Genomic DNA, 23580 nt, shown 5'->3' with positions numbered 1-23580 from the left:
GAAATGGCTGAGGAGGCCGCTCTCGAGGCCAAGTGGGCTGCTGAGGACGCCACCGCCGCCAAGGAGGAGAACTAATGAAGCCCGCAGAGATTCGTGAGCTCTCGGACGCTCAGCTCGTTGAGAAGCTGAAGGAAATGCGCGCCGAGCTCTTTAACCTTCGTTTCCAGATGGCCACCAGCCAGCTGGACAACACCGCTCGCGTCAACACCGTGAAGAAGGACATCGCTCGCGTCCTCACGGAGCAGCGCGCCCGCGAGATCGCAGCGGAGAAGTCCGCTGTCGCCGAGTAGGACCTAAGGAGAGAACATGACTGATTCGCGTAACTCGCGTAAGGTCCGTACGGGTGTCGTTACCTCCGTCTCCGGTGCCAAGACCATCGTTGTCACCGTCACCGAGCGCAAGCGTCACGCCAAGTACGGCAAGATGATGACCAGCTCCAAGAAGCTGCACGCTCACGACGAGGAGTGCACGGCTGGCGTGGGCGATACCGTCCGCGTTATGGAGACCCGTCCTATGTCCAAGATGAAGCGTTGGCGCCTCATCGAGGTCGTCGAGCGCGCTAAATAAGCAGTCGCTCTTACGACTTGTACGTTTCCGAAGATGTGCGTATGCCTGGCTTGCATACCACGGCCGTATAAAGGCTGCGCACCTCTCTTCGGTTCTTAGTTCGGAGGAACATCTACCATGATTCAGATGCAAACCATGCTGAACGTCGCCGACAACTCCGGCGCTCGCAAGATTCGCTGCATCAAGGTGCTTGGCGGTTCCAAGCGTCGTTATGCAGGCATCGGCGATGTGTTCATCGGTGCTGTCCAGGAGGCTACCCCTGGCGCCGACGTCAAGAAGAAGGACGTTGTCCGTTGCGTCGTCGTTCGCACCGTTAAGGAGATCCGCCGCAAGGATGGCTCCTACATTCGCTTTGATGAGAACGCCTGCGTTGTCATCAACAACGATGGTTCGCCCGTCGGCACCCGTATCTTCGGGCCCGTCGCTCGCGAGCTTCGTGACAAGAAGTACATGAAGATCGTCTCGCTCGCTCCCGAGACCCTGTAGTTAGGGGAGATATATGTATATCAAGAAGGGCGATAAGGTCCAGGTTCTCTCTGGTAAGGATCGCGGCAAGCAGGGCGTTATCCTGCGTGCTCTCCCCGCCGAGAACAAGGTCGTTGTCGAAGGCGTTTCGGTCGTCAAGAAGGCCGTTAAGCCCAACGCTGCCAACCAGCAGGGCGGCATCGTTTCTCAGGAGGCTCCCATTGATGCCTCCAACGTCAATCTCGTTTGCCCCGAGTGCGGTAAGGTTACCCGCGTCGGTCGCGAGAAGGACGGCAAGAACAAGCTGCGCGTCTGCAAGAAGTGCGGCCACAAGTTCTAAGCTGCCCGCAACATCAAGTTGCTAGCAAAGGCCCGGATGCCCCCATGGCACCCGGGCCTTTTTCTATCCCTACTCGATGGCTTCGGTTCTGCCGTCCTGTCATTCCGGTTGCATCCAGTTTTCGGTGCCGTCTCGAATCGAGTGCCGCCAGGTGACACCCTGTCGCGTTTCGTCGGCTTCGGGGACAAAAGTCGGGACAACTCCAAAAACTATTTTCGAACTCAGGGCTTTGAGTTTTTGTTTTTGTCCCAAAGGGCGCGGCGGGATGCCTTTGGAGGCTCGATAGCGCCGAAAACGCCCGTTTTGAAACTTAAATGCCTTTTCGCGTGCAAGCCGCCAGCTGCAATAGGAAGTGAATCAACGCAGGTGGCTTTCAAGCAGTTTGCAAAACTGCAGGTCGCAGGTCTTCATTGCCAGTAGGAGAAATGAGTAGTCTCAGGTGGCTTGCCCATGAGTTGACGAACGGGATTTGAGATTACGCTGACGTCCGGAAACGCTTCGAGCACGGCGTTACGTTTTTGGGGTTTGGGCGTAGCCCCTGCACCCGCGAGCGCGGGCCTTAAGCCCGCCGAGAGGGTGACGCGTCGAAAACGAAGGGGAAAGAGAGAAGGGGCCGTCCCTATCATTCAGGTTGCGACCGAAGAAGACAAGGAGACCCCCTGAGCCTGAATGATGCCCCACAGACCGCGTCCGACCGAGCTCAAGCCGAGCTTTTCCTGACGTCCGCCTTCGCGAAGATGATGGCTGGATTGGCTATGGATTGGCAACACTTATTTGGACGATTCCGGGAGGGACGGCCCCGCCTCCCTGAACTCGACCGGCGACATGTAGCCCAGCGTCGAGTGGATCCTGAAGTTGTTGTACCAGTGCACGTAATCCAAGAGCTTGGCTCGGAGCTCGCGCGTCCCTCCTCAGTCCTTCGGAGTGGCCGACGATCTCCCTGTTGCAGAGGTCGACGAGCAGGCAGACGTAGTTCCACGACGCCCCGACGCGCACGCAGGCCAAGTCGCTGCATATATGGGTGCACGGCGCCCTGCCGCCGAAGCCGCGCGCGACGACGTTCGACACGTCGGCCTCGTTGACCGCCCCGGGGTGCACCTTGAACCTCTTCCTGCCGTATGCGCCGGCCAGGCCGTTCTCCCTCATGATGCGGCAGACGCGGCGCCGGCTGACGGTAACACGGACCTCCCGGGCGACGCCTTGATCTTGCGCGATCCGTTCCGGCCCTTGCTGGCGGCGTGCGCCGCCGCGGCCGCCGTCGCCCCCGACATTAAGGTCCTCAAGGGCCGCGTCGTCTCCGGCGACCAGTTCGTCTCGCCCGCGGAACAGAAGGAGCGAATCCTCGCGACCTTCGGCGACCTGTGCTGCGAGATGGAGGGCTGCACCATCGCGCAGGCCGCTTATCTCAACGGCGTGCCCCTCGTCGTCGTGCGCGCCATCAGCGACAAGCCCTGCGCCGAGGGCCGGGTCGTGACTACAACACTTTCGAGAAGAAGGCCGCCTGCGACTTCGCCCGCATCGCCGCGCGCATGGTTAAGCTTTAGGCCCTGCGCGCCGGGGCCCTTCTTTATGTTGGGACCCCGGCGCGCCGGGCCCTTTCCAAAGCGAAGTGTCGAGCCGAAGTGTTGAGCGTCGGCCCTGAATGTTCAATGGCCGTTGTTTTCTGCCCCTCAAGTGGTGAACTTCTCCTCGGGGCTGTTGATTCCCCCACGCGCCCCCTTCCGTTCTCTGTGTTCCCCTTATACTCCTTGTACAAGGAGGTAAGAAGTCATGGACAAGACCGCACAGGACAGCTTGGCAAAGAAGCCCGTCGACATGAGGGACAGGATTCTCGAGCATCTCGAGGCCCTCACCTCTGCCGTCTCGCTCGACGACCTTGCCCGTCTGTCCACCTCCGACATCGCCGAGACGCTCATCATCTCCAGGAGCCTGGCGAGCCAGTACCTCAACGACCTTGTTCGCGCCGGCCTTGTGGTTAAGGTGGCGGGCAGGCCTGTCCGTTATTTTCATCGCCGCGCGTTCCAGAAGCGTTTTCAGGTAAAGCTCTCTGCAAGCGAGTACGCCTCGCTCGCCGACCTCATCCAGGCGACGGGAATCGCCGATCACCGCGACTTCGCGCGTGCCGTGGGCTTCGACCTGAGCCTCAGCTCCGTTGTCGAGCAGTGCAAGGCTGCGGTTCAGTACCCTCCGTTTGGCCTACCCATCCTCTTGAGCGGCGGCGTGGGTGTCGGTAAGTCTTTCCTTTCTCGCCTTGTGTACGAGTACGGCAAGAACCAGGGCTTGCTGTCCCGCGACTCCTCCTATGTGCGCATCGACTGCGCCGGGGTCCCGGACGCCGCCTCGTTCAACGGGCTTCTTGACGAGTCGATCGCGAAATCGCGCGGGGGTGTGGTTTTTGTCAACGGCATCGAGGCACTCTCTCCCTCTGCGATGGAGCACTGCCTTGCGACGGCCCTCGGGCTCGATGCCTCCCAGGATGCGCCGCGCGCTCGCCTCGTTCTTTCGACGACGCTTTCCGCCGATGACCTGAAGGTTTCCTCGGCCTACAGCAAAATGCCCATCTGTGCCCGCGTCCCCTCACTCAAGGAGCGGACCCCCGAGGAGCGCGAGGATCTCATCTTGAGCTTCCTGCGCAGCGAGGGGTGCCGAATCGGTTCTGATGTGAAGATCAGCCGCGGCGCATACCGTTGCCTCGTGAACGCGGACTTTTCCGATAACATCGCCGGCTTGCGCGCCTGCGTGACGAACTGCTGCGCCAAAGCGTTCCTCAATCGCGAGGGCGACTACGTCGTCGTTCGCCCGTATCTTCTTCCCAGCGGGCTCCTCTCCTCCGCGCAGATCGATCAACAGCCCGACGATGGCGTTCTGATCGACGCGTCCCTGGATGCCGCCGAGAGCACAGGGCATCGAGCAGGCGCTCGATGCCCTGTGCTCTCTCGATGAGCGATTCTGCGCCGGGGAGCTCTCTGTCTCCGAGCTCGTCTCGCAAGCTGTCTCCGCTGTGCGCGGCGTTGAGGATCACTTGATCTTCGGCCGCGGCGTTACCTCCTCGAGGTCGCGCGCCTTCGAGCGCATCGTGGGCGCGGTCCTTGCCGACGCAGGCTCTTCTTATGGCATCGAGCTTTCGAGGAAGGTCGCTTTTCTACTGGCCCAGGAGATTTGCCTGCAGTTGTGGCCGGGCATCGGCCTGGCTAAGCGAAAGTCTGCCTGTGCGGAGCAAATCTCCCATCTCCTCGGTGCCGTGACCTCCGAATTACCGTTTGCCTCGAGCGTCTCCGATCAGGTCGCCGCAGACGTGGAAGGGGCGCTGGGAATCTCGCTCGATCACTTCACGAAGACGCTTCTGACGCTGTGCGTCGCATCGGAGTCTCGCGATGCGAAGGCCCTTCGGACGCTCTGCGTCATCTTGTCCCACGGCTACTCAACGGCGACGAGCATCGCCGACGCGGCGAACCGTATGCTCGGCATGCATGTGTACGAGGCTGTCGACATGCCCTACGACCAGCAGCTGAAGGACATCGTCGGTCCGCTCCAGCGCCTCGTCGACCGCCATTCCTACTGCACCGGGGTCGTGTTCCTCGTCGACATGGGCTCCTTGGAGGAGGCCTATAAGGCCCTCGAGAACGTTACCGACTCCACTATCGGCGTGGTGAACAACGTCTCTACCGGTCTTGCGCTCGAGATCGGGGTCGGGCTGCTCGGCGGCAAGTCCATCGCCGAGGTTCTTGGCGATGCGACCGCCGCGTGCGTGACGCACTGCAAGGTGATCGAGCGCATCAACCGTGAGGACGCCATCGTCTTCTGCTCCGAGTCCGGGGTCGACGCCGCGGAGAGGATACGCCAGCTCGTCTCGCAGAGCCTCCCGCGCACCATAGGCGCGCGCCTGCTCACGAGGCCCTTCAAGCAGCTCGTCGCGAACGGGTCGAATGACGCCGTTTTCTCCGAGCACCGCGTCTGCGCCGTCATCGGCACGGGAGACCCCGGGGTCGCCTCCGTCCCCTTCGTCGCCCTCGAGGACATCATGTCGACGGCGTCCGCCTCTAAGGTTGATGCCGTGTTCGGCAGGTGGCTTGACGCTTCCGAGCTCTCTTCTTTCCACGAGAAGCTGCTCTCGAACATGACGCTGCAGAACGTCATCCGCTCCATCACCATCCTCGACCCGGAGCGGCTATTCCACGAGATCGAGAGCGCCGTGCACGAGCTTCAGCGCAGGACAGGCGAGAAGATCGGCAGCAACGCCATCATTGGGCTCTACGTCCACCTCTGCTGTCTCGTCGAGCGCCTTGTTACCAGAAACCCCATTGAGACCTACGTTGGCCAGGACCGCTTCGAGGAGGAGCGTGCCGATTTCATCGAGTCCTTCAGGCAGAGCTTCTCGAGCATCTCGACGCGCTATCGCGTAGAGGTTCCCGTAAGCGAGATCGCATATGTCTTCGACTACATAAGCGTGAGCGCCGCCCCGGCGCGAGAAGAGCGCCTCGGCTCCTCGGACCTCCTGCTCGACGAGTGACCTTCCCCGCGCCGCCGCAAGCTGACTGCGCGTCCTCAATAATCCGATAACCCCTTGCCCGGCGCGAATCCGGATAGCGCCGAGGCAGTACCGAACGTAAAACTTCATTTGATAGGAGCAAACATGAGTGTTGTTATGGCACGAATCGACAATCGCCTGCTTCACGGCATCATCGTGACGCAGTGGGCCCCGGTGTCGGGCGCGACCCGAGTCATGGTCATCGACGACAAGGTCGCCGGCGACGAGGTCCTGAAGTCCACTATGAGGATGGCGCGCCCCGCGGGCATGGCCGTCTCGATCATCTCCGAGCAGACCGCGCTCAAGAACTTCGCGGCGGGCAAGTACGACCGCGAGAAGGTCTTTGTCATCGCCAAGGAGCCCGAGACGATCCTTCACCTGGTCGAGTCGGGCATCGAGCTCCCGTCGCTGATCGTCGGCGGCTCGCTCGTCAAGGAGGGCGGCGTCCAGCTCACCCAGCGCGCCTATGCCTCCGCCGAGAACGTCCAGAGCTACAAGGCGCTCATCGCCCGCGGCGTCAAGGTGACGGCACAGTTCGTGCCCGCCGACAAGCCCGTCTCCGTCGCCGACCTCATCTAAGGAGGGATCATGGTCAACTTCACTATCCTGCAGGTCGTCCTTTTGACCCTGCTGGCCTTCATCAAGCACGTGGACTACTACGGCATCCCGATGATCTTCGTCAACTATGCCGTCTTCTGGGGCCTTATCACCGGCGTCGTCATGGGCGACTGGCAGACCGGCCTCGTCATCGGCGGCACCATCCAGCTCATGCAGCTCGGCGTCGCGGGCTTCGGCGGCTCGTCGATTCCCGACTACGGCACGATGGCCATCATCGCCACCGCCTACGGCGTGACCCTGGGCGCGGACACGGGCCTCGCCATCGGCCTGCCGGTCGGCATGCTCGGCATCCAGCTCGACGTCATCGTCAAGATCCTCAACGGCTTCGTCGTCGAGAAGTCCCAGAAGTTCTGCAACGAGGGTAAGTTCAATCAGATGAACGCCATCCTGTGGGTCTGCCCCGCGCTCTTCGGCCTGTGCGCCGCCCTGCCCGTCTTTGTCTCCGTGACGCTCGGCCAGCCCGCCGTCAACTGGCTCCTCGAGGTCATGCCTCAGTGGTTCCTCTCCGGCCTCACCCTCGCCGGCAAGATGCTCCCGGCCATCGGTATCGCCATGCTGCTCCGCTACATGCCCACCGGCAAGTACTTCCAGTACCTGCTCGTCGGCTTCTTCCTCTCGGCCTTCCTGAACGTGCCCATCATCGGCGCCGCCATCGTCGGCGTTGCCCTCGCGATCGCGTTCTACCAGCGTGCCGAGAGGGACACCGAGCTCGCCGCCCACGCTTCCGCAGACGCCTTCATCGGAGAGGATGAGTAACCATGGAAAACGAGAACATCACCGCCGTCGCCGAGGGCAAGCCCTCCGGCTACAAGGTCACCAAGAAGGATCTGCGCAACGCGAACTGGCGCTGGCTCATGAGCGTGTGCACCTTCAACTACCAGACCCAGCAGGGCGCCTCAGTCGCCTACGCCCTCTCGCCGGTCCTGAGGAAGATCTACACGAACGACGAGGACTATAAGCAAGCGCTCAACAACCACTTCCGCTACTACAATACCCAGCCTTGGCTCGCCGCCATCATCCTTGGCGCCTGCGTGGCCATGGAGGAACGCGACGGCCTAGCGGCGGCGGACGCCGTCCAAGACCTGAAGATCGGCACCATGGGACCGCTCGCCGGCGTCGGCGACTCCCTGCTCATGACCATGATCCCGACCATCATGGGCTCCATCGCCGCCTACATGGCCATCGAGGGCAACCCCGTGGGAGCCGGCATCTGGTTCGCGCTCATCCTGGCCATCTTCTGGGTCCGCATGCACGCCCTCGAGTTCGGCTACAAGCAGGGCGTGAAGCTCGTCACCGACTTCAGCGAGAAGCTTCCCAACCTCACTGCCGCCGCCTCCGTGCTCGGCCTCACCGTGGTCGGCTGCCTCATCGCCTCGGTCATCGGCGTCACCTGCCCGATTAGCTTCAGCTTCGGCGACGTCTCGATGGAGATTCAGCCGCTGCTCGACAAGATCCTGCCTGCCATGATCCCCGCCGCCATCACGGGAAGCGCGTATTACCTTCTTACCAAGAAGAACGCGAGCATGACGGTCCTCATCCTCGTGGTGATCGTCCTCGCGATGGTCGCCTCCGCCGCTGGCATCCTCGCCTAGCTTCGACCCAAGAGATTGGTGAATCAATGAGAAAGATAGTTGTGGCGAGCCATTCCCTTCTCGCCCAGGGCTTCAAGGACACCCTCGAGTTCCTTACGGGTAAGAGCGACGCCGTCAACGCCGTGTGCGCCTACGTGAACGACAACGGCGAGGGGCTCGACGCGGCGGTCGAGGCGGCTCTTTCGGGCACTGACGAGGTCGTCGTCCTCACCGACGCGCTCGGCGGCAGCGTGAACCAGCGCTTCTCCCGCTTCGCCTCCGACCGGATCCACGTGATCGCGGGTGTCAACCTCCCGCTCGCCATGACGGTCGCGCTCGCGCGCCCCGACGAGAAACTCGACTTCGACGCCCTCGTCGACGAGGCGCGCCAGCAGATCGTCTACGTGAACGGTGCCAGTTCCGCCGAGTGCGAAGACGACGAATAGAGGAGGTCGACGATGAGAGAGTTCCTTAAGGACGTGTGGATGCACGGCGGTGAGGAAAGCCGCGCCATCACCCCCGAGAACATCACGGGCGAGAAGGGCCGTGCCGCCATGTCGGCCAGCCACCTCGGCGTCGGCCGCAAGGGCTCGTGCTGCGTGCCCCTTGAGTCCGGCGAGACCATCACGCTCGCGGACATCGAGGGCCCCGGCATCATCCGCCACATCTGGATGACCGTCCCCGACAAGACCGCCGCCGGCAGCTTCGTCATGCGCGACCTCGTGCTGCGCTTCTACTGGGACGACGAGGAGACCCCCTCGGTCGAGTGCCCTGTCGGCGACTTCTTCTGCAACGGCTTCGGTGAGCGCGCCATCGTCAACTCGATGCCCATCTGCGTGAACCCGACGGGCGGCATGAACTGCTACTTCGAGATGCCTTTCAGGAAGCACGCCAAGGTCACGCTTACGAGCGAGCACCCCGGGTTCATTAAGTACATCTTCTACACGTTCAACTACGCGCTCACCGACGTGCCGGACGACGCCATGTACTTCCACGCCCGTTTTAACCGCGAGCGCAGCACCCGCAGGGGCGTCGACTACACCGTGCTCGACGGCGTGCGCGGTAAGGGCTACTACGTCGGCACCTACATGGCCCTGTGCGCCCTGGAGCGCTATTGGTGGGGCGAGGGCGAGATGAAGTTCTTCCTCGACGGCGACGAGGAGTTCCCCACGGTCACCTCGACGGGAGCCGAGGACTACTTCGGCGGTGCCTGGGCCTTCCTCGACAGGCCGCCCCACGCACTGCCCGAGGCGCAGTGCTTCAACACGCTGTTCGCCGGCTACCCGTACCGCTCGACGCGCGACGCCACGCGCGACCGCTTCAGCGCGGGCAAGCCGAACCCGAACCCGATGCTCGCGACCAACGACGACGCGCTGCCCAGGCACGGCCTCTACAGGTGGCACCTTCCCGACCCGATCTCGTTCAAGGAGGACCTGCGCGTGACGTTCCAGGACCTCGGCAACGACGACATCAAGCTCTACGAGCGCGAGGACGACATCTCCACCGTCGCCTACTGGTACCAAAGCGAGCCGCACGCCGTGCTCGCCCCGTTTGCCGCAAGGCAGGACCGCGTGCCCAGGTAGGGTCGCCTCGAAACAAGCCAACGTTATGGGCGCCCGCGGTTGACCATGACTGCGGGCGCCCCTTTGTAAGGAGGATCACATGAGCGAAAAGCAAATGAGGCTCGGCGCCCTCGAGGCCGGCGGGACCAAGATGGTCTGTGCCGTGGTGTCCGGCGACGGCGAGGTTCTCGACCGTATGGAGACCCCGACGCTTACGCCCGCCGAGACCGTCCCGCAAATGGTCGAGTGGTTCACCGCCCGCGATGTGGACGCGTTGGGCATCGGCGCCTTCGGCCCGACCTGCGTCGACCCCAACGATGAGCACTACGGTTCCATCCTCCAGACGCCCAAGCTCGCGTGGCGAGGCTATGGTCTTCGCGCCGCGTTCGCCGACGCCCTCGGGATTCCGGTGACCTACGACACGGACGTGAACGTTGCCTGCCTCGGCGAAGTGGTCTTCGGCTGCTGCAAGGGGCTCGAGGACGCCGTCTACGTGACCATCGGCACCGGCGTGGGCGCGGGCGTCATGTGCGCGGGCAGGCTCCTTCACGGCATGCTGCACCCCGAGGCCGGCCACATGCTGGTAAGGACCCGTCCCACCGAGGAGGGACGCTGCGTCTGCCCGAGCCACGCGAACTGTCTCGAGGGCCTCGCCTCCGGCCCCGCCATCGCCGCGCGCTGGGGAAAGCCCGCGGCCGAGCTCGCGGACAACGTTGAGGTGTGGGCGCTCGAGGGGGATTATCTGGGGCAGATGTGCGCGAACCTCGTGCTCATGTACTCGCCTCGCCGCATCGTCCTCGGCGGCGGCGTGATGCACCAGGAGCAGCTCTACGGCATCGTCCGCAAGAAGACCCTCGAATATCTGGGTGGCTACATCCAGACCGCCGAGCTTAAGGACATAGAGAGCTACATCTGCGCCCCGGGCTGCGGCGGCGACCAAGGAATCCTCGGCGCGGCCGAGCTGGCAAGAAGGGCGCTCGCGTAACTTGCGCTCTCTCCGCCATACAACGCGTTAAGGAAAGACGAGCGCTTCTTGCCAATTGAGCGGCAAGAAGCGCTCGTCTTTTGCATTTGTTTTTGGGGCAGGACGCCCCGCCTCCGCTAGAGTCCCTGGACCGCCACACCCACGAGGTTTGGACCGGTGTGGACAAGAAGCGCGGGGCTGATGTCGGAGCGGACGACCTCCACCGCGTTGGCCACGCGCTCGCACAGGGCCTGCTCCATACGGTCGTAGAGGTCGGCGTGGGCCGAGGTGCGGCTCGCGGCAAAGCGCACCTTGGGGTGCTTCTCGACGATGGCGGCGATGAGCTTGACCTCGGTGCGATGCGGTACTTGCACAGCCATTTCGTGTGCGCGAGGCTGTTGGCTTTCTGGGCCACAGCAATCACCTTCCCCCTAGTATGATGACCTGAACAATCCTCATGCTAGGGGGAAGGTTTTTGTCGCGTAGCGGAAATTGGCCTCCACCCGCTGAGCGGGTGGCTTTCTATGCCGCGCGTGCCGCGCGGCACGGACAAAAGTCCATGAATAAAAACGAGGAAGGCCACGTCCGGCCTCCCTCGCAAAGGGTCTCTGATTACTCCCACTCATTGGGGACAGACTTAAATGAGTGCTCTTGAAATGCCGGCGCCTGGGGACGTTCTTTTTCTGTCTGCAGTTTGGAACGTTCCTTTTCTGTCGGCAGTTTGGGACGGTCCTTAGAGCTGCAGCGCGCCATGAGCGACGAGGCGAAGCGGATCATCCTGTCTTTGAGTTCTAAGCATAAGCCCCTGTCTCTGAGCAATGACCGGTTCGCATTTGTGCGTATTTGCGTGCGTGGGATTGCGTGAATATGCGTATAGATGCGCCGTTTACGGGACAAAAATGACCGTTTAGCGGTGAGATACGCACAAACACGCACAGACGCGCGTATTTGTGTGAATATAGAGCTATCCGAAATGCAAGACGTTCTATGACACAGGAGGCACATATGGTAGATTCCAAGCAGGCTCCACTCGACTCCGCGGCAGCCGCAAAAGCAGCGTTCGCTTCGGTCCAGGACAAGCCATTCCCCGATGATATCTTTACGGCTCCCGAGCTTCGTTGGGTTGTGATCGGGTGCGGCGTTATCGCCAACCAGATGGCCCAGTCTCTCGCTCTTGCCGGCCGCAAGCTTGCGGGCGTCGCCAACCGTACGCTGTCCAAGGCTCAGGCTTTTGCTGAGCAGTATGGCATCGAGAAGGTCTATGAATCGGTTGAGGACCTCTACGCCGATCCGGGCATCGACGCCGTCTATATCACCACGCCGCACAACACGCATATCACCTATCTGCGTGACGCGCTGGCCGCCGGCAAGCACGTGCTCTGCGAGAAAGCCATTACCCTCAATTCCGCTGAGCTCGACGAGGCGCGTGCCATCGCCGACGAGCACAACGTCGTCCTCATGGACGCCACCACGGTGCTTCATATGCCCTTGTATCAAGAGCTGCGCCGTCGCATGGATGCCGGCGAGTTTGGTCGCATGAACCTCGCCCAGCTCAACTTTGGTAGCTACAAGGAGTACGGCGATCTGACCAATCGCTTCTACAACCGCAACCTTGCTGGCGGTGCCATGCTCGACATTGGCGTGTATGCCCTGTCCGTCATGCGTCTCTTTATGGCAAGCCAGCCCATTGAGGTCGTTTCGTTGGGCAACACCTGTGAGACCGGTGTTGACGTTGCGGGCGGCATCGTCTGCCGTAATGCCGAGCAGCAGCTGGGTGTTGTGAGCCTCACGCTCCACTCCAAGCAACCCAAGCGCTCGATTATTAGCTTCGATAAGTGCTATATCGAGGTCAACGAGTATCCGCGCGCCGATCACGCGACTATCGTGTGGACTGCGGACGGCCACCGCGAGGAGGTCCACGCCGGCACCGAGGCTTACGCCCTTTGCTATGAGATGGCCGATCTTGAGAAGGCCGTTGCCGGCGACGACTCTAAGCGTGAGCTTCTGGGCTATGCTTCTGATGTTATGGAGCTGATGACCAAGCTACGCGCCGACTGGGGAGTCGTGTACCCCGAGGAGGAGTAAGCGATGCTAGCGGAAGATAGGCTCAACGCGATCGTGTCGATGGTTCAGCAGACCGGCTCGGTTACCGTGCCGGAGCTTGCCGAAGCCCTGGGCGTGACGGCGTCTACCATTCGGCGCGACCTGCAGACGCTCGACCGAGCGCACCGCATCGCCAAGGTCCACGGTGGGGCGACGAGTCTTGAGCGCGCGCACGTGACGCGCGATCTAACGCTTAATGAGCGCAGCGACCTCCATAACGATGACAAGGAGCGTATCTGCGCCCGCGCGGCGGCGCTTGTGGAGCCTGAGAGCTTTGTATACATCGACTCGGGCTCGACGACGCTCAGGCTCATCGAGCATCTTCCACACCTTGAAGATGTCACCTATGTGACCGATTCCGTGCTCCATGCTCAGCGCCTTGCTTTGCGCGGCATGCGTACCGTGGTGTTGGGCGGCGAGCTCAAACCCGAGACCGAGGCGCTCGTTGGCCCCGATGCCTTGGCAACCTTAGACCGCTACAACTTCAACTGTGGCTTTTGGGGCTCTAACGGCATTGCCGCCGAGCAGGGCTTCACGGCGCCCGATATCGAGGAAGCGCAAGTAAAGCGCATCTCGATGCGTCATACAGCCAAGCGTTTCGTAATCTCGGACGCCAGTAAATTTGGTATGGTGGCGCCCGTCAAGTTCGCGGACTTCCGTGACGCAACGATTATTACCGCAGGCGATGTCCCCGCCAAGTACCGGGCAATGGACAACGTCATCACGGTCTAACAGCAGGGGACGTGCTAAGGCCAAAACCACCGCGAAGGGGCAGGAACCTTTGTGGTGGTTTTGACGTTTGTCCAGATAAAACCTGTCAAAATAAACCTGTCCCTTTTAGGCAGGTTTTAGGGCTCCCAGGGGCAGGGGGCTTCGATGTGGATGTGCTCGCCGGTTACGGGATGCGTGAAGGACACGCTGTGGGCGTGGAGCATCAGGCCGCAGGGGCGCGGCGTTCCGTACAGGTCGTCGCCAACCAGGGGATGATGCTCGCTTGCCAGGTGCACACGGATTTGGTGCTTGCGGCCGGTGAGCAACTCGACATCGATATACGAGCGCGTGGGCAGGCCACGACGGCTCTTAAGGCGTTTGAGCACCTTCACGCGCGTTTGAGACGGCTTGCCGCTGGCGCCGACGCGCATCTTTCGGCTGTCGTGACGGTCGCGGGCGATGGGCTTGTCGATGAGCTTTTCGTTCCAGTCGATCTTGCCCTCGGCGAGCGCTAGGTAGTGCTTTTCGAAAGCGTGGTCGATAATCATCTGGTCAAAGGCGGGCTGCGTCTGCTTGTCGAGCGAGAACAGCACCACGCCGGTGGTGTCACGGTCCAGGCGATTGAGCGGCTGCATGTCGGTCGCGGCAAAGCCGTCGCCCATCGCCAGCAGCAGGTCGCTGGCGTAGTCGGTGAGCGTGCGCTCGCCGGTGCCGTCGCCGTGGACGATCATGCCGGCGGGCTTGTCGATGGCCATGAGCCAGGCGTCGCAGTAGAGGACTTGAGGTTCTTCGTTCACGTGTAAGCCTTTCGGTTAGCTAATTCCCACAAACATGCAGCCCGAGGTCGCCCCACGCAGGCGGGCAGCGGGCTTGCGACCTGCCTGCGCTGCATCAATGGCGCGACGGACGCGCGCGACGGCACGGCCAATCTCATTGGGCTCGAGCAGGGTTCCGTCAACCATAAGACGGCGCACGCCGGCATCGAGCAGCTGCGGAACCTGCGGCGTGAGGTCGATGGGGTAGGCATCGTACAGGCGCGAGCGGCCGTGGACGTCGGTACGTACCGGCATGACCTTTCCGTCGATATTCTTGAGCGAGAGCTTGCGGACACGCAGGCGGCAGTTGGCGCAATCGTGGATGCAGCCGTTGGCAACCTGCAGAATGCAATGCTCGCTTGTCATGACGCGCGGGCGGCCAAAGATGGTGATGCCCAGAGCCGCGGGCGCGGCGGCGCCGAGCGAGACAATCTCGTCGAGCGTGATCTCGGGCGAGAGCCAAAACGCACCGGCTCCGCGCTCGGCAAGCGCCTCCATGCAGGGCGTGTTGTGCACCGGCAGGCAAGAGCGAATCTCGGCCGTGGCGCCAACCTGGGCGGCTACGGCGAGCTCGGAGATATTGCCGACGGCGACGGTGGCTCCGGCATTGATCCACGGATCGACGCGCTCGTGGTCGACGGCACGGCAGACCTCGTCGAGTACGGGCACGATACCCTGCTCAAATGCATCGGCAGGGGAGAGTCCGACAGCCTCGAGCGCGTCGGTGGTCATGTAGATGCGCGTCGCACCCTCCGCGCGGGCCGCCTCGGCAGCCTCGAGCGTGGTGGCGGTGGCGCAGACCTGCGGCTCGTCGCGGTAGTGTGCGGGCATGGGGCGCGTACATTTGTCGAGCACCGGCAACTCGAGCGTTTTCGCGCGCTCCTCGTACGGCGCCAGAATGGCCTCCTCCAATGCTATACAGGCGGCGGCGCGCACCTTGTGCACGGCGGAGAAGCCCATGCCGCAGCCGGCGTCGAGCGAAACGTCAAAGCTCACTGCCTCAAAGGGCGAGGAGCCCACGCGGCCCACATGCTCAACCAGGTCTGCCGCCTCGACGGCGCGGGTCTTGGCGGCCTCGACGGAAAAGCCCGTGGCGGTGGCGGTGAGCGCGGGGTTGTCACAGCAGGTGAGTGTGACGGTAAACGGCTCGCCCAGGCGCGCCACGACGGACACATCAACAGCTCGGCGGCGCAGCACATCGCGCTTGAGCGCGGCGCCGGCGGCGTCGATGGCGCACTGGCTGCGGATGACGCGCACGCGGCAGCCCTCGGGCATGCTGCGGGGCACGCGACATTCGATGATGTCGCCCGCGGCGGCATCATCGACGGCAATGGTGGTCAGGAACTGGTCAAACTCGTTATCGTGGCGAAGCTCCAGCAGGTCGCCCTTGCCCACGGGCTCAGACAGCTCGATGCGGGCGATGGCGGCGCGGCGACGGCGGTCGTCGGGCTTGAGGCCGCGCACATCGCGGTTGGCCGGGCGGCTGCCCAGCACCGTGCCCACGATCTGGCCGCGGTTGTTGGAACGCTCATAGCTCATCATCTCGTCGCCCGAGGTGCCGTCCTGATAGGCGTGCGTAAAGTCGCGGTTGAAGCAGCGCTTGAGCTGGCGCTGGCGGGCGGCGTCCTCGTCCTTATCTACGGCGACCCCGGCCAGCATGTCATCGATTTGATGACGATACACATCGACGATGGAGTACACGTAATCGGGCGCCTTCATGCGGCCCTCGAGTTTGAGCGATGCGGCGCCGGCGTCATACAGACGGCGAACAAGCTGTGAGGTGTTGGTGTCGCGCGGACATAGCGCACGCTCGCGGCCAGCGGGGGAGAGCGCGCGACCGTTCTCGTCGATCAGCTCGTAGGGCAGGCGGCAGGGCTGGGCGCACATGCCACGGTTGGCCGAGCGGCCCGCCATGGCAAAGCTCGAGAGCAGGCACAGGCCCGAGTAGCAAAAGCAGATGGCGCCGTGGCTAAAGACCTCAAGGTCCACATCGGGCGCGGCGTCGTGGATGGCGGCGATCTCGTCGATGGAAAGCTCGCGCGAGAGGGTCACGCGGTCGGCGCCCTGCTCGCGGCACCAAAGGGTTCCACGGTCATCATGAATGTTCGCCTGGGTTGAGATGTGCGTCTCGATGGCGGGCATCGTGCGCTTGACCTCAAAGAACAGGCCCCAGTCCTGGATGATGAAGGCGTCGGCGCCCAGCGTGGAGCAGCGATGGATGAGTTGCAGCGCATCGCCCATCTCGGACTGCTTGATGACGATGTTGACCGTGACGTAGACGCGCGACCCGGCTAGATGTGCGGCGCGGCAGGCTTGCTCAAAGGCCTCGTCGGTAAAGTTGGTGGCCTTGCGGCGGGCGTTGAAGCTGCCCATGCCGCAGTAGATGGCGTCTGCCCCGGCGGCAAGTGCGGCGGCAAAGGGCTCGGGCCCTCCGGCGGGCGCCAAAAGCTCGGGATAGGTGGGTGCGGTGGGGTGCGAGTGGCTGGTTTGCGTCATTATGCCAAATCTTTCGTCGAGGTTCATTTTGAGTATAGCGTGACCGCCTTGTATCTGCGATTTGTTCGAGCTCTGCATAGTACCAAATTATTACCTATAAAAAAGTTTGCATGGCCTTGGAGCGATGGACAGCATGCGGGAAGTTGGCCATAGACCAGAGCCATAATCCGGGACCTCCAAACGGAAACCCTCTCTTGAATGGAGTCGGTATGAATAAAGAGGCTATTGCTTTCACGAATGCTCCGCCCGCCATCGGTCCGTGCTCTCCTAGCATCAAGTTGGGCGACGCGCTGTTTCTCTCCGGTCAGCTTGGTATCGATTCGTCGACGGGCAAGCTTCCCAAGCGCGTTGGGTCCCATCGCAAGCAGCCTCAGAAAAAAGCAATTGATAATAATAAATTATTAAAAAATACTCTTCATCAAGTACATTCGCCATCTCTTCCCTGCGGTGGTTACGGGAACCGTCATTTTCACGATTGGCCTTTCCCTGTATCCGATCGCCATTCGCTGGATGGCTGGCGGTATGGGAACGCCGTTGTGGGGCACGCCCCAGGCATGGCTTATCGCCATCATCACCCTTGTCGCAGTGTTCGTGCTTGGTAATTACGGTAAGGGTATTTTGAGCTTGGGCTCGCTTCTGTTCGGCATCGTCATCGGCACGATTGTCTCGCTTCCCTTTGGTATGCTCGATCTTTCCGCTGTGGGCGATTCCGCATGGGTTGCCATGCCCGAGATCATGCACTTCCAGCTTGAGTTCCAGCCTGCAGCCATGGCGACCGTAGCCATTGTCTATGTGGTCAACTGCCTGCAAAACATGGGTGGCGTTGCTATGACCGCCAACGCCGTCGAAGGCCGTATCCCCACTTCCGATGAGTATGCCGGCGGCATCATCTCCCTAGGCATCATGAGTATCCTGGGCGCATTCGTCGGTGCCATTCCCCAGTCGACCTACGAGCAGAACACCGGCATCATCATCTCCAATGGCGTAAAGAATCGTTTGGTCTTTACCTTCGCATGCCTGGTCTTTATCGTTGCTGGCTTTCTGCCTAAGTTCGCCGCGGTGCTCACCTGTATTCCCCAGCCCGTCGTTGGCGGCGCCGTCCTTGGTGTCTTTGCAACGATCACGATGAGCGGTCTCGACCTGATCGTCGAGGGTGGCCTCACGGCTCGCAAGAAACTTATCGTCGGCACCGCCATTGCTCTTGGTCTGGGCATCGAGCAGGTTTCCGGCTGCCTTGCCGGCGCCGGCATGCCCGAGTGGGTTGGCACCGTCTTCGGTTCCTCTGCGCTCGTAGTTTCCACCATCACCGCCATTTTGTTGAACATCTGCCTGCCCAAGGGCGAGGAAAATCTCGAAGAAGCGCGTGTCGAGGCCCAGATGTCCGGATCTGTCGGGGAGGATCAAGCGCAACGTTGATTATGAGAAACGGCCATGTCGTTTGTGGCAGAGAAAATCGCCCACAGGTTCGATGGTCATATACGCCTTTCCTTCTCCGCCGGGGTGGATGAGAAGAGCGTTAGCAATCTGGTTGAGGCGGGTATCTGATCGGTGACGGTGGCGACTTCGCTGCTTCGTCCGTGCGGCTATGAACGTTTCGTCCGCATGGTCAAAATCGATGAGCGCACTGCTCCGACCGGCGAGCGCACGGTGGATGTCGAGGCGATTCATACACTGCATGAGTCATAGCCCGACCATTAGTCTTTCTCTCTTTCGCAAGAGGGCGTCGACTCATTTCGATGCCCTCTCGTTTTGTATACGGGGCTCTTGTTATCAATTGGAATCTTAGACAAGCGCTTCGGCGAGCGTCATGTCGCCCGTCCAATGTGCGGCCGGCACGATAGGAGAAGAGATGACGGCAGCGGGCAAAATGTGGCGGAGACGAGAGCTCCATCGTCCTTACGCGTGTCATCGAGGATCCGACAAAGTTGAGCGATGGGTCCGGCGGAAAGAGGGCGATTGGACGTACCTGTCGAAAGATAGCCCATGGGCGGCGAGACGGACAGCGAATGCGTTGGCGGCTCATAGGGCAATAAGGAGCCCGTGATTTAGTTTACATAGCCTTTAGTTTACGTTACATAGCCTTAAGGTTTCGCAGGCTGGTTTATTAACACCGCGTACATAAGATGATAGCGATATCGGAACTCGTGTCACCAGGAGGATGTACATGCTCAAAAAGATGATAAGCGCTGCGCTTGCGGTCTTATTATGTGCGACCAGCCTATTGAACGCAACGGGCTGCACGGCTACAAATGCCGGCAAGTCTGCACAGGACAGTAAGACGACGCAGACGTCTGCAAATGACGGAAAAAAGACGACCGTAGAATTCTGGTATGCAGGCGGCAAAACAGCCGTGGGCGTCATCCAGGATATTGTCGACAAGTACAATAAATCCCAGGATAAATACGAAGTCAAAACCGTTACCCAAGCGGATTATGACGAGACGTATCAAAAACTCCAAGCTGCCATTGCAGGTAATTCTGCGCCAGATCTGGTGCTGTTGAATCCTTCTGCCGCAAGGACGCTCGACGAGAAGAACCTCTTGGCCGATCTCAACGAGTACACCAAAAAGGATGACACCTTCAACAAGGACGATTTGATTTCTGCCTTTTACAGTCAGGGAACCAACGATAAGGGTGGGCAGTTCGCATTGCCAGCCTACGGAACGACTCAGGTCCTGTATTACAACATCAAGGCGTTTGAGGACGCCGGCGTAGACCCATCGTCCATAAAGACTTGGCAGGATTTGGGTGATGCCGCCAAGAAGATCAAGGCGACCGGAAAGTACGAATATGGATGGGAGCCCATGTGGGGCCCAGACAATATGATCGATGCTGCTCTCAGCAACGGCGCCTCGGTATTCTCGAAGGATGGCAAGAAGGTAACGATCAATTCAAAACAGTGGGTCGAGGTGTTTGAGCAATTCCGTAAGTGGATCCATGACGACAAGACGATGGCCATCCACTCTGGCGGACAGGGCTGGGAGTATTGGTACGACACCATCGACGATGTCATCCAAAACAAGGCCGGCGGCTATACGGGTTCTTCGGGAGATCAGGCGGACCTCGATTTCAATATCGTTCAGGCCATTGAACAGCCTGCTTGGTCCAGTGCTACCGAATCAAAGCCCACGGCGGGGGCACAGACGATGAGCATTCTGAAATCATCGAGCGATGCAGAGAAACAGGGCGCGTACGATTTCCTGAGGTACTTCATGTCTGTCGATTCCCAAGTCGAGTGGAGCACGACCGTCGGATACGTTCCGGTGAATAAAAAGATCATGGAAGACGATACGTACAAGAAATACCTTGAGGACCATCCCCAGGCCGTCGTTCCCTTTAACCAGGCGAAGCACGCTTCCATCTATCCTGTCGATCCGACCAACGGGCAGGTCCACGATGCACTGAAGGTAGCGGCCGATAAGGTCGAGATCGATAATGTTCCCGCAAAAGAGGCCCTGGACGAAGCGCAGAAGACTGCACAGGCTGCTTTGGATGCAGTAAACAAGTAGCTATGAAAAAGGAACTGAAGTACACGTTCTCACGAGAAGCTGCTGCCATTCAAAAGCAGCAGCTTCTCTTGAATGACGACGAAGATGCAATAACCATTTCGGTCGAGGGGAAACCATCGATACTGGCTTCTGTGGACCTGTTCGTCAAAGACAGCGCAGACAACGTGCTCTTCCACAGGCAATTGGGGACCGGTGGAAATGTCATCACGATCGCGAATGATATAAGACGAGCATCAAATGGCGCTATACCGTGCATGTTGACGAAGGGGGTGTACACGATCGAGCTCGTGCTATGGCATGATGCGCGATCCCATCTTCTCCACACTGCGCGGGTAGACGTAGTCTGTGAATCTGGATGCGCGGGGCAAGCCGATCCGTGCGGGACCGTTGTCTGGATGGACAGGCGGGGAAGGCTGTCCGGATATGATCCAGATCACATGAAGAGAAATCACACCGGCTGGTATAAGGGAGATTTTCACTGCCACACAGTTCTGTCGGACGGGCATGAGCGTCTTTCCAATCAGATGGCAAAGGCAGACCTCATGGGATTGGATTTTTACTCGGCGACCGAGCACAATCTGGTCCCCGCGACATGGGTCGAAACGGACCTGCTCGTTATCTGCGGGACGGAGGTAACAACGATATATGGGCATGCGAATGCCTTCGGTTTAAAAAAACGTCCCGACAATCTGGACCGTGTCTGCGCCGGCGACAGTCGAGAGGCCTTTCTGGACATCCTCGGTCAATTGCATGCGGAACGCAGTGTTATCAGCATCAACCACCCATTTTTAGTGCCGTGGCAATGGTCATGTCCAGATTATCCCCTAGATAAAGTTGATTGCCTTGAAATCATAAACGACCCCACCTATCCGAATAACCATGAGGCGAATCGAAAGGCAGTCAGGCTGATCGATGCGATGTGGAATGACGGATGGCAGATCTGCGGTATCGGGGGAAGCGACACGCACGCATTACTGCATGAGTGGTATACGCCCGAGAGCGGACCGTCCATTGTGGGGGATCCGACCACGCATGTGTATAGCGAGGGGCTGAGCCAAAACAAGATACTCGAGGCACTTCGAAAGTGCCACGTATTCGTTACGAGATACATTGAAGTGAGCTTTTGCATGCGCGAGAACGGGCGCGAAGTGCTTCCGGGTGACGCAATGCCTGAGCCCGGAACCTTCGAAGCCGTCTTCCGATTCGACAATGTGCGCGAGCCGATTCATCTTTTTGTTATCAGGGACGGCGTGAGGGAGAGCCTGCGTCTCGAGTTCGATTTCGAGTACAGGAGGGCGACCGCATCATACCGGGTCAATTGGAGTACGGACGCATACCATTGGATGCGCTTCGGCGCGGAAGATGAAAAAGGGGACTGCATCTTCTACGCCAATCCCGTGTATTGCTGTGAAAGAGAGCATCAGTTCGATACCTTTGGGGCGGCGATAGATGAAATTGCATGACGTTCGCGGGGTCATTTTCGATAAAGATGGAACCTTGATAGAGTTCCAGCCCTTCTGGATTCCCGTGACATGCCGAGTGCTCTCGAGGCTCCGGGAACTGTACCGGGCGGATGCCATCGAATATCAGGATTGCTTCTCCGCCCTCGGAGTTTCCGAGGGCGGAGAAGTGGATCCGGAGGGCCAATTGGCGGTCGGGACCTATGGAACAATCTCTCGTGCCGTATCGGAGGTGTATGCGCGCGGCGGCGTCGAGGCGGACAGGGCCTCCTTTTTGGGGGATATGACGCGGGCTTTCGAAGAGGAGGCAGCTCGCCAGCCTTGTACCCTGACGGCAGATATACATGGGCTGCTTGCATTTCTGAAAAAGAAGAGGATTCGGGTCGCCATCGCAACAACCGACAACACGGAAGTCACGCAGGGGTTCCTGCGGGAAAATGGCATAGCGGTGGACATCGTGTCCACATGCGATGGCCCCATTCCAAAAAAACCAGATGCCGAGCTGATCGGCTACTGCGCGCGGGCATGGGATACGACGTGCGAACATGTTCTGATGGTGGGGGACACCCCAAATGATCTTCGGTTTGCCCGAAACGCGGGCGCCCGGACTGTTGGAGTGTTGACCGGCGTCTCTTCCGAACGGACGCTCGCCCCGTATGCCGATCTCGTTCTAACGAATATAGGAGAATTGAAAAAAGTACTATGACGACTATTCAACTCAAACACGTTAATAAGACATATGAGAACGGCTATGAGGCGGTTCGAGACTTCAATCTCGATATCGAAGGAAAAGAATTCGTGATTCTCGTAGGTCCCTCGGGATGCGGGAAATCTACTACGCTCAGGATGATCGCGGGCCTCGAGAGCATCTCCCAAGGTGATCTGCTGATCGATGGACAAGTCATGAATGAGGTGGAGCCCCAAGACCGCAATATAGCGATGGTCTTCCAAAACTATGCGCTCTACCCCCATATGACCGTAAAGGACAACATCTCCTACTCGCTGAGGATACATAAAGTCCCAAAGGACGAGATCGAGGCCCGCGTAAGTGAAATCGCCTCCATGCTCAACCTGGAGGACCTGCTGGACAGGAGGCCAAATCAACTGTCGGGCGGGCAGAAACAGAGGGTGGCGATGGGCAGGGCCCTGATTCGAAAGCCAAGGGTGTTTCTCATGGACGAGCCGCTCTCGAATCTGGATGCCAAGCTCAGGGCGCAAATGCGCGTCGAGATCGCCTCACTCTATGAAAAACTCGACACGACGTTTATCTATGTGACGCACGACCAGACAGAGGCCATGACGCTGGCGACCAAAATAGTCGCCATGAACAACGGCGTCGTTCAGCAAATCGATACCCCCTACAATATGTTCCACTACCCGGCAAATCGTTTCGTTGCGGGGTTCATCGGCATGCCCGGAATGAATTTCGTTGAGGTCGACCTCGTGGAAAGAGACGGGGACGTCTATGTGCGGGGCACGGATGGCGAACTCAGGGTGAATGAGGAGCGGGCAAGGGAAATCCGTGGCCGATCAAAACAAAACTCAAGGGTGGTTTTGGGAATTAGGCCAGAGCACGTCATCCCATGCGAAAAGAAGGACTCCTTTTTCTCGGGTCGCATCGATGTTTACGAGATGCTTGGCTATGAGGGGGTACTTCATGTCAAGACAAGCGACGGAGACATCGTTTCGTCGATCGAGGAGAGCAATTCATACAGGCCGGGTCTAGAGGTGCATCTACGCCTCAACGAAGCGCACATCCACTTTTTCGATATCGAAAGCGGAGCGACCATTTGCAATTAGGCCGCAGACGGCTCTCGTCTTCACGTATGCGAGATTAGAGCGCGGCAGTCCATTTTGGTCGGTCATAGGCTT

General features: G+C 60.1%; 24 protein-coding genes and 1 pseudogene. 21 read left to right on the top strand and 4 right to left on the bottom strand.

Annotated features, from left to right (window positions below):
- The first annotated feature begins 74 nt into the window (after positions 1-74).
- From rpmC to rplX, 4 genes are all read left to right on the top strand, one after another.
- Positions 75-290, top strand: a complete 216-nt coding sequence (rpmC, locus tag GT495_RS01545) for a 50S ribosomal protein L29 (RefSeq protein ID WP_006235039.1) — start codon at positions 75-77, stop codon at positions 288-290.
- Positions 291-306: 16 nt separating this feature from the next.
- On the top strand, positions 307-567 hold the full coding sequence (rpsQ, locus tag GT495_RS01540) for a 30S ribosomal protein S17 (RefSeq protein WP_152073488.1): 261 nt from the start codon (positions 307-309) through the stop codon (positions 565-567).
- Positions 568-684: 117 nt separating this feature from the next.
- On the top strand, positions 685-1053 hold the full coding sequence (gene rplN / locus GT495_RS01535; protein WP_161161202.1) for a 50S ribosomal protein L14: 369 nt from the start codon (positions 685-687) through the stop codon (positions 1051-1053).
- Between the two features lie 13 nt (positions 1054-1066).
- Positions 1067-1372, top strand: coding sequence for a 50S ribosomal protein L24 (gene rplX, locus GT495_RS01530; RefSeq protein WP_161161201.1), 306 nt, complete (start codon positions 1067-1069; stop codon positions 1370-1372).
- A 770-nt stretch (positions 1373-2142) separates the two neighbouring features.
- Here rplX and GT495_RS10800 read toward each other — a convergent pair.
- Positions 2143-2262: pseudogene (locus tag GT495_RS10800) on the bottom strand (IS3 family transposase); the annotation flags it as partial.
- Positions 2263-2464: 202 nt separating this feature from the next.
- Here GT495_RS10800 and GT495_RS01520 point away from each other — a divergent pair.
- From GT495_RS01520 to GT495_RS01480, 9 genes are all read left to right on the top strand, one after another.
- Positions 2465-3001 (top strand): hypothetical protein, encoded by a 537-nt coding sequence (locus GT495_RS01520; protein WP_370457558.1) that lies wholly within the window; start codon positions 2465-2467, stop codon positions 2999-3001.
- A gap of 141 nt (positions 3002-3142) precedes the next feature.
- Positions 3143-4315, top strand: a complete 1173-nt coding sequence (locus GT495_RS01515; protein ID WP_161161199.1) for a sigma 54-interacting transcriptional regulator — start codon at positions 3143-3145, stop codon at positions 4313-4315.
- The gene (locus GT495_RS01510; protein WP_161161198.1) at positions 4257-5882 is read left to right on the top strand and encodes a PRD domain-containing protein; all 1626 of its coding nucleotides are present in this window, start codon (positions 4257-4259) and stop codon (positions 5880-5882) included. Before GT495_RS01515 ends, GT495_RS01510 begins: the two co-directional genes overlap by 59 nt.
- A 123-nt stretch (positions 5883-6005) precedes the next feature.
- On the top strand, positions 6006-6479 hold the full coding sequence (locus tag GT495_RS01505) for a PTS sugar transporter subunit IIB (protein WP_055287016.1): 474 nt from the start codon (positions 6006-6008) through the stop codon (positions 6477-6479).
- Positions 6480-6488: 9 nt separating this feature from the next.
- Positions 6489-7274: a PTS sugar transporter subunit IIC gene (locus tag GT495_RS01500; protein ID WP_055287014.1), complete on the top strand. Its 786-nt coding sequence runs from the start codon at positions 6489-6491 to the stop codon at positions 7272-7274.
- 2 nt (positions 7275-7276) lie between these two features.
- On the top strand, positions 7277-8110 hold the full coding sequence (locus tag GT495_RS01495; protein WP_055287013.1) for a PTS system mannose/fructose/sorbose family transporter subunit IID: 834 nt from the start codon (positions 7277-7279) through the stop codon (positions 8108-8110).
- Positions 8111-8136: 26 nt separating this feature from the next.
- A complete protein-coding gene (locus tag GT495_RS01490) occupies positions 8137-8535 on the top strand; it encodes a PTS sugar transporter subunit IIA (RefSeq protein WP_055287011.1) in 399 nt (132 codons plus the stop codon).
- Positions 8536-8547: 12 nt separating this feature from the next.
- Positions 8548-9672, top strand: coding sequence for a glycoside hydrolase family 172 protein (locus GT495_RS01485; RefSeq protein WP_172676343.1), 1125 nt, complete (start codon positions 8548-8550; stop codon positions 9670-9672).
- A gap of 79 nt (positions 9673-9751) precedes the next feature.
- Positions 9752-10636 carry an ROK family protein gene (locus GT495_RS01480; protein WP_204986871.1) on the top strand — a complete coding sequence of 295 codons (885 nt, stop codon included), beginning with the start codon at positions 9752-9754 and terminating at the stop codon, positions 10634-10636.
- Positions 10637-10752: 116 nt separating this feature from the next.
- Here GT495_RS01480 and GT495_RS01475 read toward each other — a convergent pair whose 3' ends face one another.
- Positions 10753-10989, bottom strand: a complete 237-nt coding sequence (locus GT495_RS01475; protein WP_117765044.1) for a hypothetical protein — start codon at positions 10987-10989, stop codon at positions 10753-10755.
- A 631-nt stretch (positions 10990-11620) separates the two neighbouring features.
- Between GT495_RS01475 and GT495_RS01470 the strand changes: the two genes are divergently transcribed.
- Both GT495_RS01470 and GT495_RS01465 read left to right on the top strand, forming a co-directional pair.
- Complete coding sequence (locus GT495_RS01470; protein ID WP_161161197.1) at positions 11621-12700, top strand: Gfo/Idh/MocA family protein; 1080 nt, start codon at positions 11621-11623, stop codon at positions 12698-12700.
- A 3-nt stretch (positions 12701-12703) separates the two neighbouring features.
- Positions 12704-13450, top strand: coding sequence for a DeoR/GlpR family DNA-binding transcription regulator (locus GT495_RS01465; protein WP_117854490.1), 747 nt, complete (start codon positions 12704-12706; stop codon positions 13448-13450).
- Between the two features lie 116 nt (positions 13451-13566).
- Here GT495_RS01465 and GT495_RS01460 read toward each other — a convergent pair whose 3' ends face one another.
- Positions 13567-14226 carry an RluA family pseudouridine synthase gene (locus GT495_RS01460; RefSeq protein WP_233503005.1) on the bottom strand — a complete coding sequence of 220 codons (660 nt, stop codon included), beginning with the start codon at positions 14224-14226 and terminating at the stop codon, positions 13567-13569.
- Between the two features lie 15 nt (positions 14227-14241).
- Positions 14242-16740 carry a U32 family peptidase gene (locus GT495_RS01455; protein WP_161161196.1) on the bottom strand — a complete coding sequence of 833 codons (2499 nt, stop codon included), beginning with the start codon at positions 16738-16740 and terminating at the stop codon, positions 14242-14244.
- Between the two features lie 447 nt (positions 16741-17187).
- Between GT495_RS01455 and GT495_RS01450 the strand changes: the two genes are divergently transcribed.
- From GT495_RS01450 to GT495_RS01425, 6 genes are all read left to right on the top strand, one after another.
- The gene (locus GT495_RS01450) at positions 17188-18156 is read left to right on the top strand and encodes a solute carrier family 23 protein (RefSeq protein WP_161161195.1); all 969 of its coding nucleotides are present in this window, start codon (positions 17188-17190) and stop codon (positions 18154-18156) included.
- Positions 18157-18288: 132 nt separating this feature from the next.
- The gene (locus GT495_RS01445) at positions 18289-18426 is read left to right on the top strand and encodes a hypothetical protein (protein ID WP_161162666.1); all 138 of its coding nucleotides are present in this window, start codon (positions 18289-18291) and stop codon (positions 18424-18426) included.
- A 478-nt stretch (positions 18427-18904) separates the two neighbouring features.
- Positions 18905-20248 (top strand): ABC transporter substrate-binding protein, encoded by a 1344-nt coding sequence (locus GT495_RS01440; RefSeq protein ID WP_161161194.1) that lies wholly within the window; start codon positions 18905-18907, stop codon positions 20246-20248.
- A gap of 2 nt (positions 20249-20250) precedes the next feature.
- The gene (locus GT495_RS01435; RefSeq protein ID WP_161161193.1) at positions 20251-21711 is read left to right on the top strand and encodes a CehA/McbA family metallohydrolase; all 1461 of its coding nucleotides are present in this window, start codon (positions 20251-20253) and stop codon (positions 21709-21711) included.
- On the top strand, positions 21698-22414 hold the full coding sequence (locus GT495_RS01430) for an HAD family hydrolase (RefSeq protein WP_161161192.1): 717 nt from the start codon (positions 21698-21700) through the stop codon (positions 22412-22414). Before GT495_RS01435 ends, GT495_RS01430 begins: the two co-directional genes overlap by 14 nt.
- A complete protein-coding gene (locus GT495_RS01425; protein ID WP_152073496.1) occupies positions 22411-23508 on the top strand; it encodes an ABC transporter ATP-binding protein in 1098 nt (365 codons plus the stop codon). Before GT495_RS01430 ends, GT495_RS01425 begins: the two co-directional genes overlap by 4 nt.
- Positions 23509-23580: the final 72 nt, after the last annotated feature.

It is taken from the genome of Collinsella sp. BIOML-A6, assembly GCF_009875845.1.
GTDB classification, from domain to species: domain Bacteria; phylum Actinomycetota; class Coriobacteriia; order Coriobacteriales; family Coriobacteriaceae; genus Collinsella; species Collinsella aerofaciens_H.
Note: the sequence above shows the minus strand (reverse complement) of the source record. Positions and strands in the feature narration are given on the sequence as shown.

Bases quoted from the DNA above. Each gene is read 5' to 3' on its own strand.
- GT495_RS01455 (WP_161161196.1), bottom strand. From the start codon at position 16,740: ATGACGCAAACCAGCCACTCGCACCCCACCGCACCCACCTATCCCGAG.
- GT495_RS01490 (WP_055287011.1), top strand. From the start codon at position 8,137: ATGAGAAAGATAGTTGTGGCGAGCCATTCCCTTCTCGCCCAGGGCTTC.
- GT495_RS01480 (WP_204986871.1), top strand. From the start codon at position 9,752: ATGAGCGAAAAGCAAATGAGGCTCGGCGCCCTCGAGGCCGGCGGGACC.
- GT495_RS01485 (WP_172676343.1), top strand. From the start codon at position 8,548: ATGAGAGAGTTCCTTAAGGACGTGTGGATGCACGGCGGTGAGGAAAGC.
- GT495_RS01425 (WP_152073496.1), top strand. From the start codon at position 22,411: ATGACGACTATTCAACTCAAACACGTTAATAAGACATATGAGAACGGC.
- rplX (WP_161161201.1), top strand. From the start codon at position 1,067: ATGTATATCAAGAAGGGCGATAAGGTCCAGGTTCTCTCTGGTAAGGAT.
- GT495_RS01505 (WP_055287016.1), top strand. From the start codon at position 6,006: ATGAGTGTTGTTATGGCACGAATCGACAATCGCCTGCTTCACGGCATC.
- GT495_RS01500 (WP_055287014.1), top strand. From the start codon at position 6,489: ATGGTCAACTTCACTATCCTGCAGGTCGTCCTTTTGACCCTGCTGGCC.
- GT495_RS01470 (WP_161161197.1), top strand. From the start codon at position 11,621: ATGGTAGATTCCAAGCAGGCTCCACTCGACTCCGCGGCAGCCGCAAAA.
- GT495_RS01430 (WP_161161192.1), top strand. From the start codon at position 21,698: ATGAAATTGCATGACGTTCGCGGGGTCATTTTCGATAAAGATGGAACC.
- GT495_RS01515 (WP_161161199.1), top strand. From the start codon at position 3,143: ATGGACAAGACCGCACAGGACAGCTTGGCAAAGAAGCCCGTCGACATG.
- GT495_RS01435 (WP_161161193.1), top strand. From the start codon at position 20,251: ATGAAAAAGGAACTGAAGTACACGTTCTCACGAGAAGCTGCTGCCATT.
- GT495_RS01510 (WP_161161198.1), top strand. From the start codon at position 4,257: ATGCCGCCGAGAGCACAGGGCATCGAGCAGGCGCTCGATGCCCTGTGC.
- GT495_RS01465 (WP_117854490.1), top strand. From the start codon at position 12,704: ATGCTAGCGGAAGATAGGCTCAACGCGATCGTGTCGATGGTTCAGCAG.
- rpmC (WP_006235039.1), top strand. From the start codon at position 75: ATGAAGCCCGCAGAGATTCGTGAGCTCTCGGACGCTCAGCTCGTTGAG.
- rpsQ (WP_152073488.1), top strand. From the start codon at position 307: ATGACTGATTCGCGTAACTCGCGTAAGGTCCGTACGGGTGTCGTTACC.
- rplN (WP_161161202.1), top strand. From the start codon at position 685: ATGATTCAGATGCAAACCATGCTGAACGTCGCCGACAACTCCGGCGCT.
- GT495_RS01440 (WP_161161194.1), top strand. From the start codon at position 18,905: ATGCTCAAAAAGATGATAAGCGCTGCGCTTGCGGTCTTATTATGTGCG.
- GT495_RS01495 (WP_055287013.1), top strand. From the start codon at position 7,277: ATGGAAAACGAGAACATCACCGCCGTCGCCGAGGGCAAGCCCTCCGGC.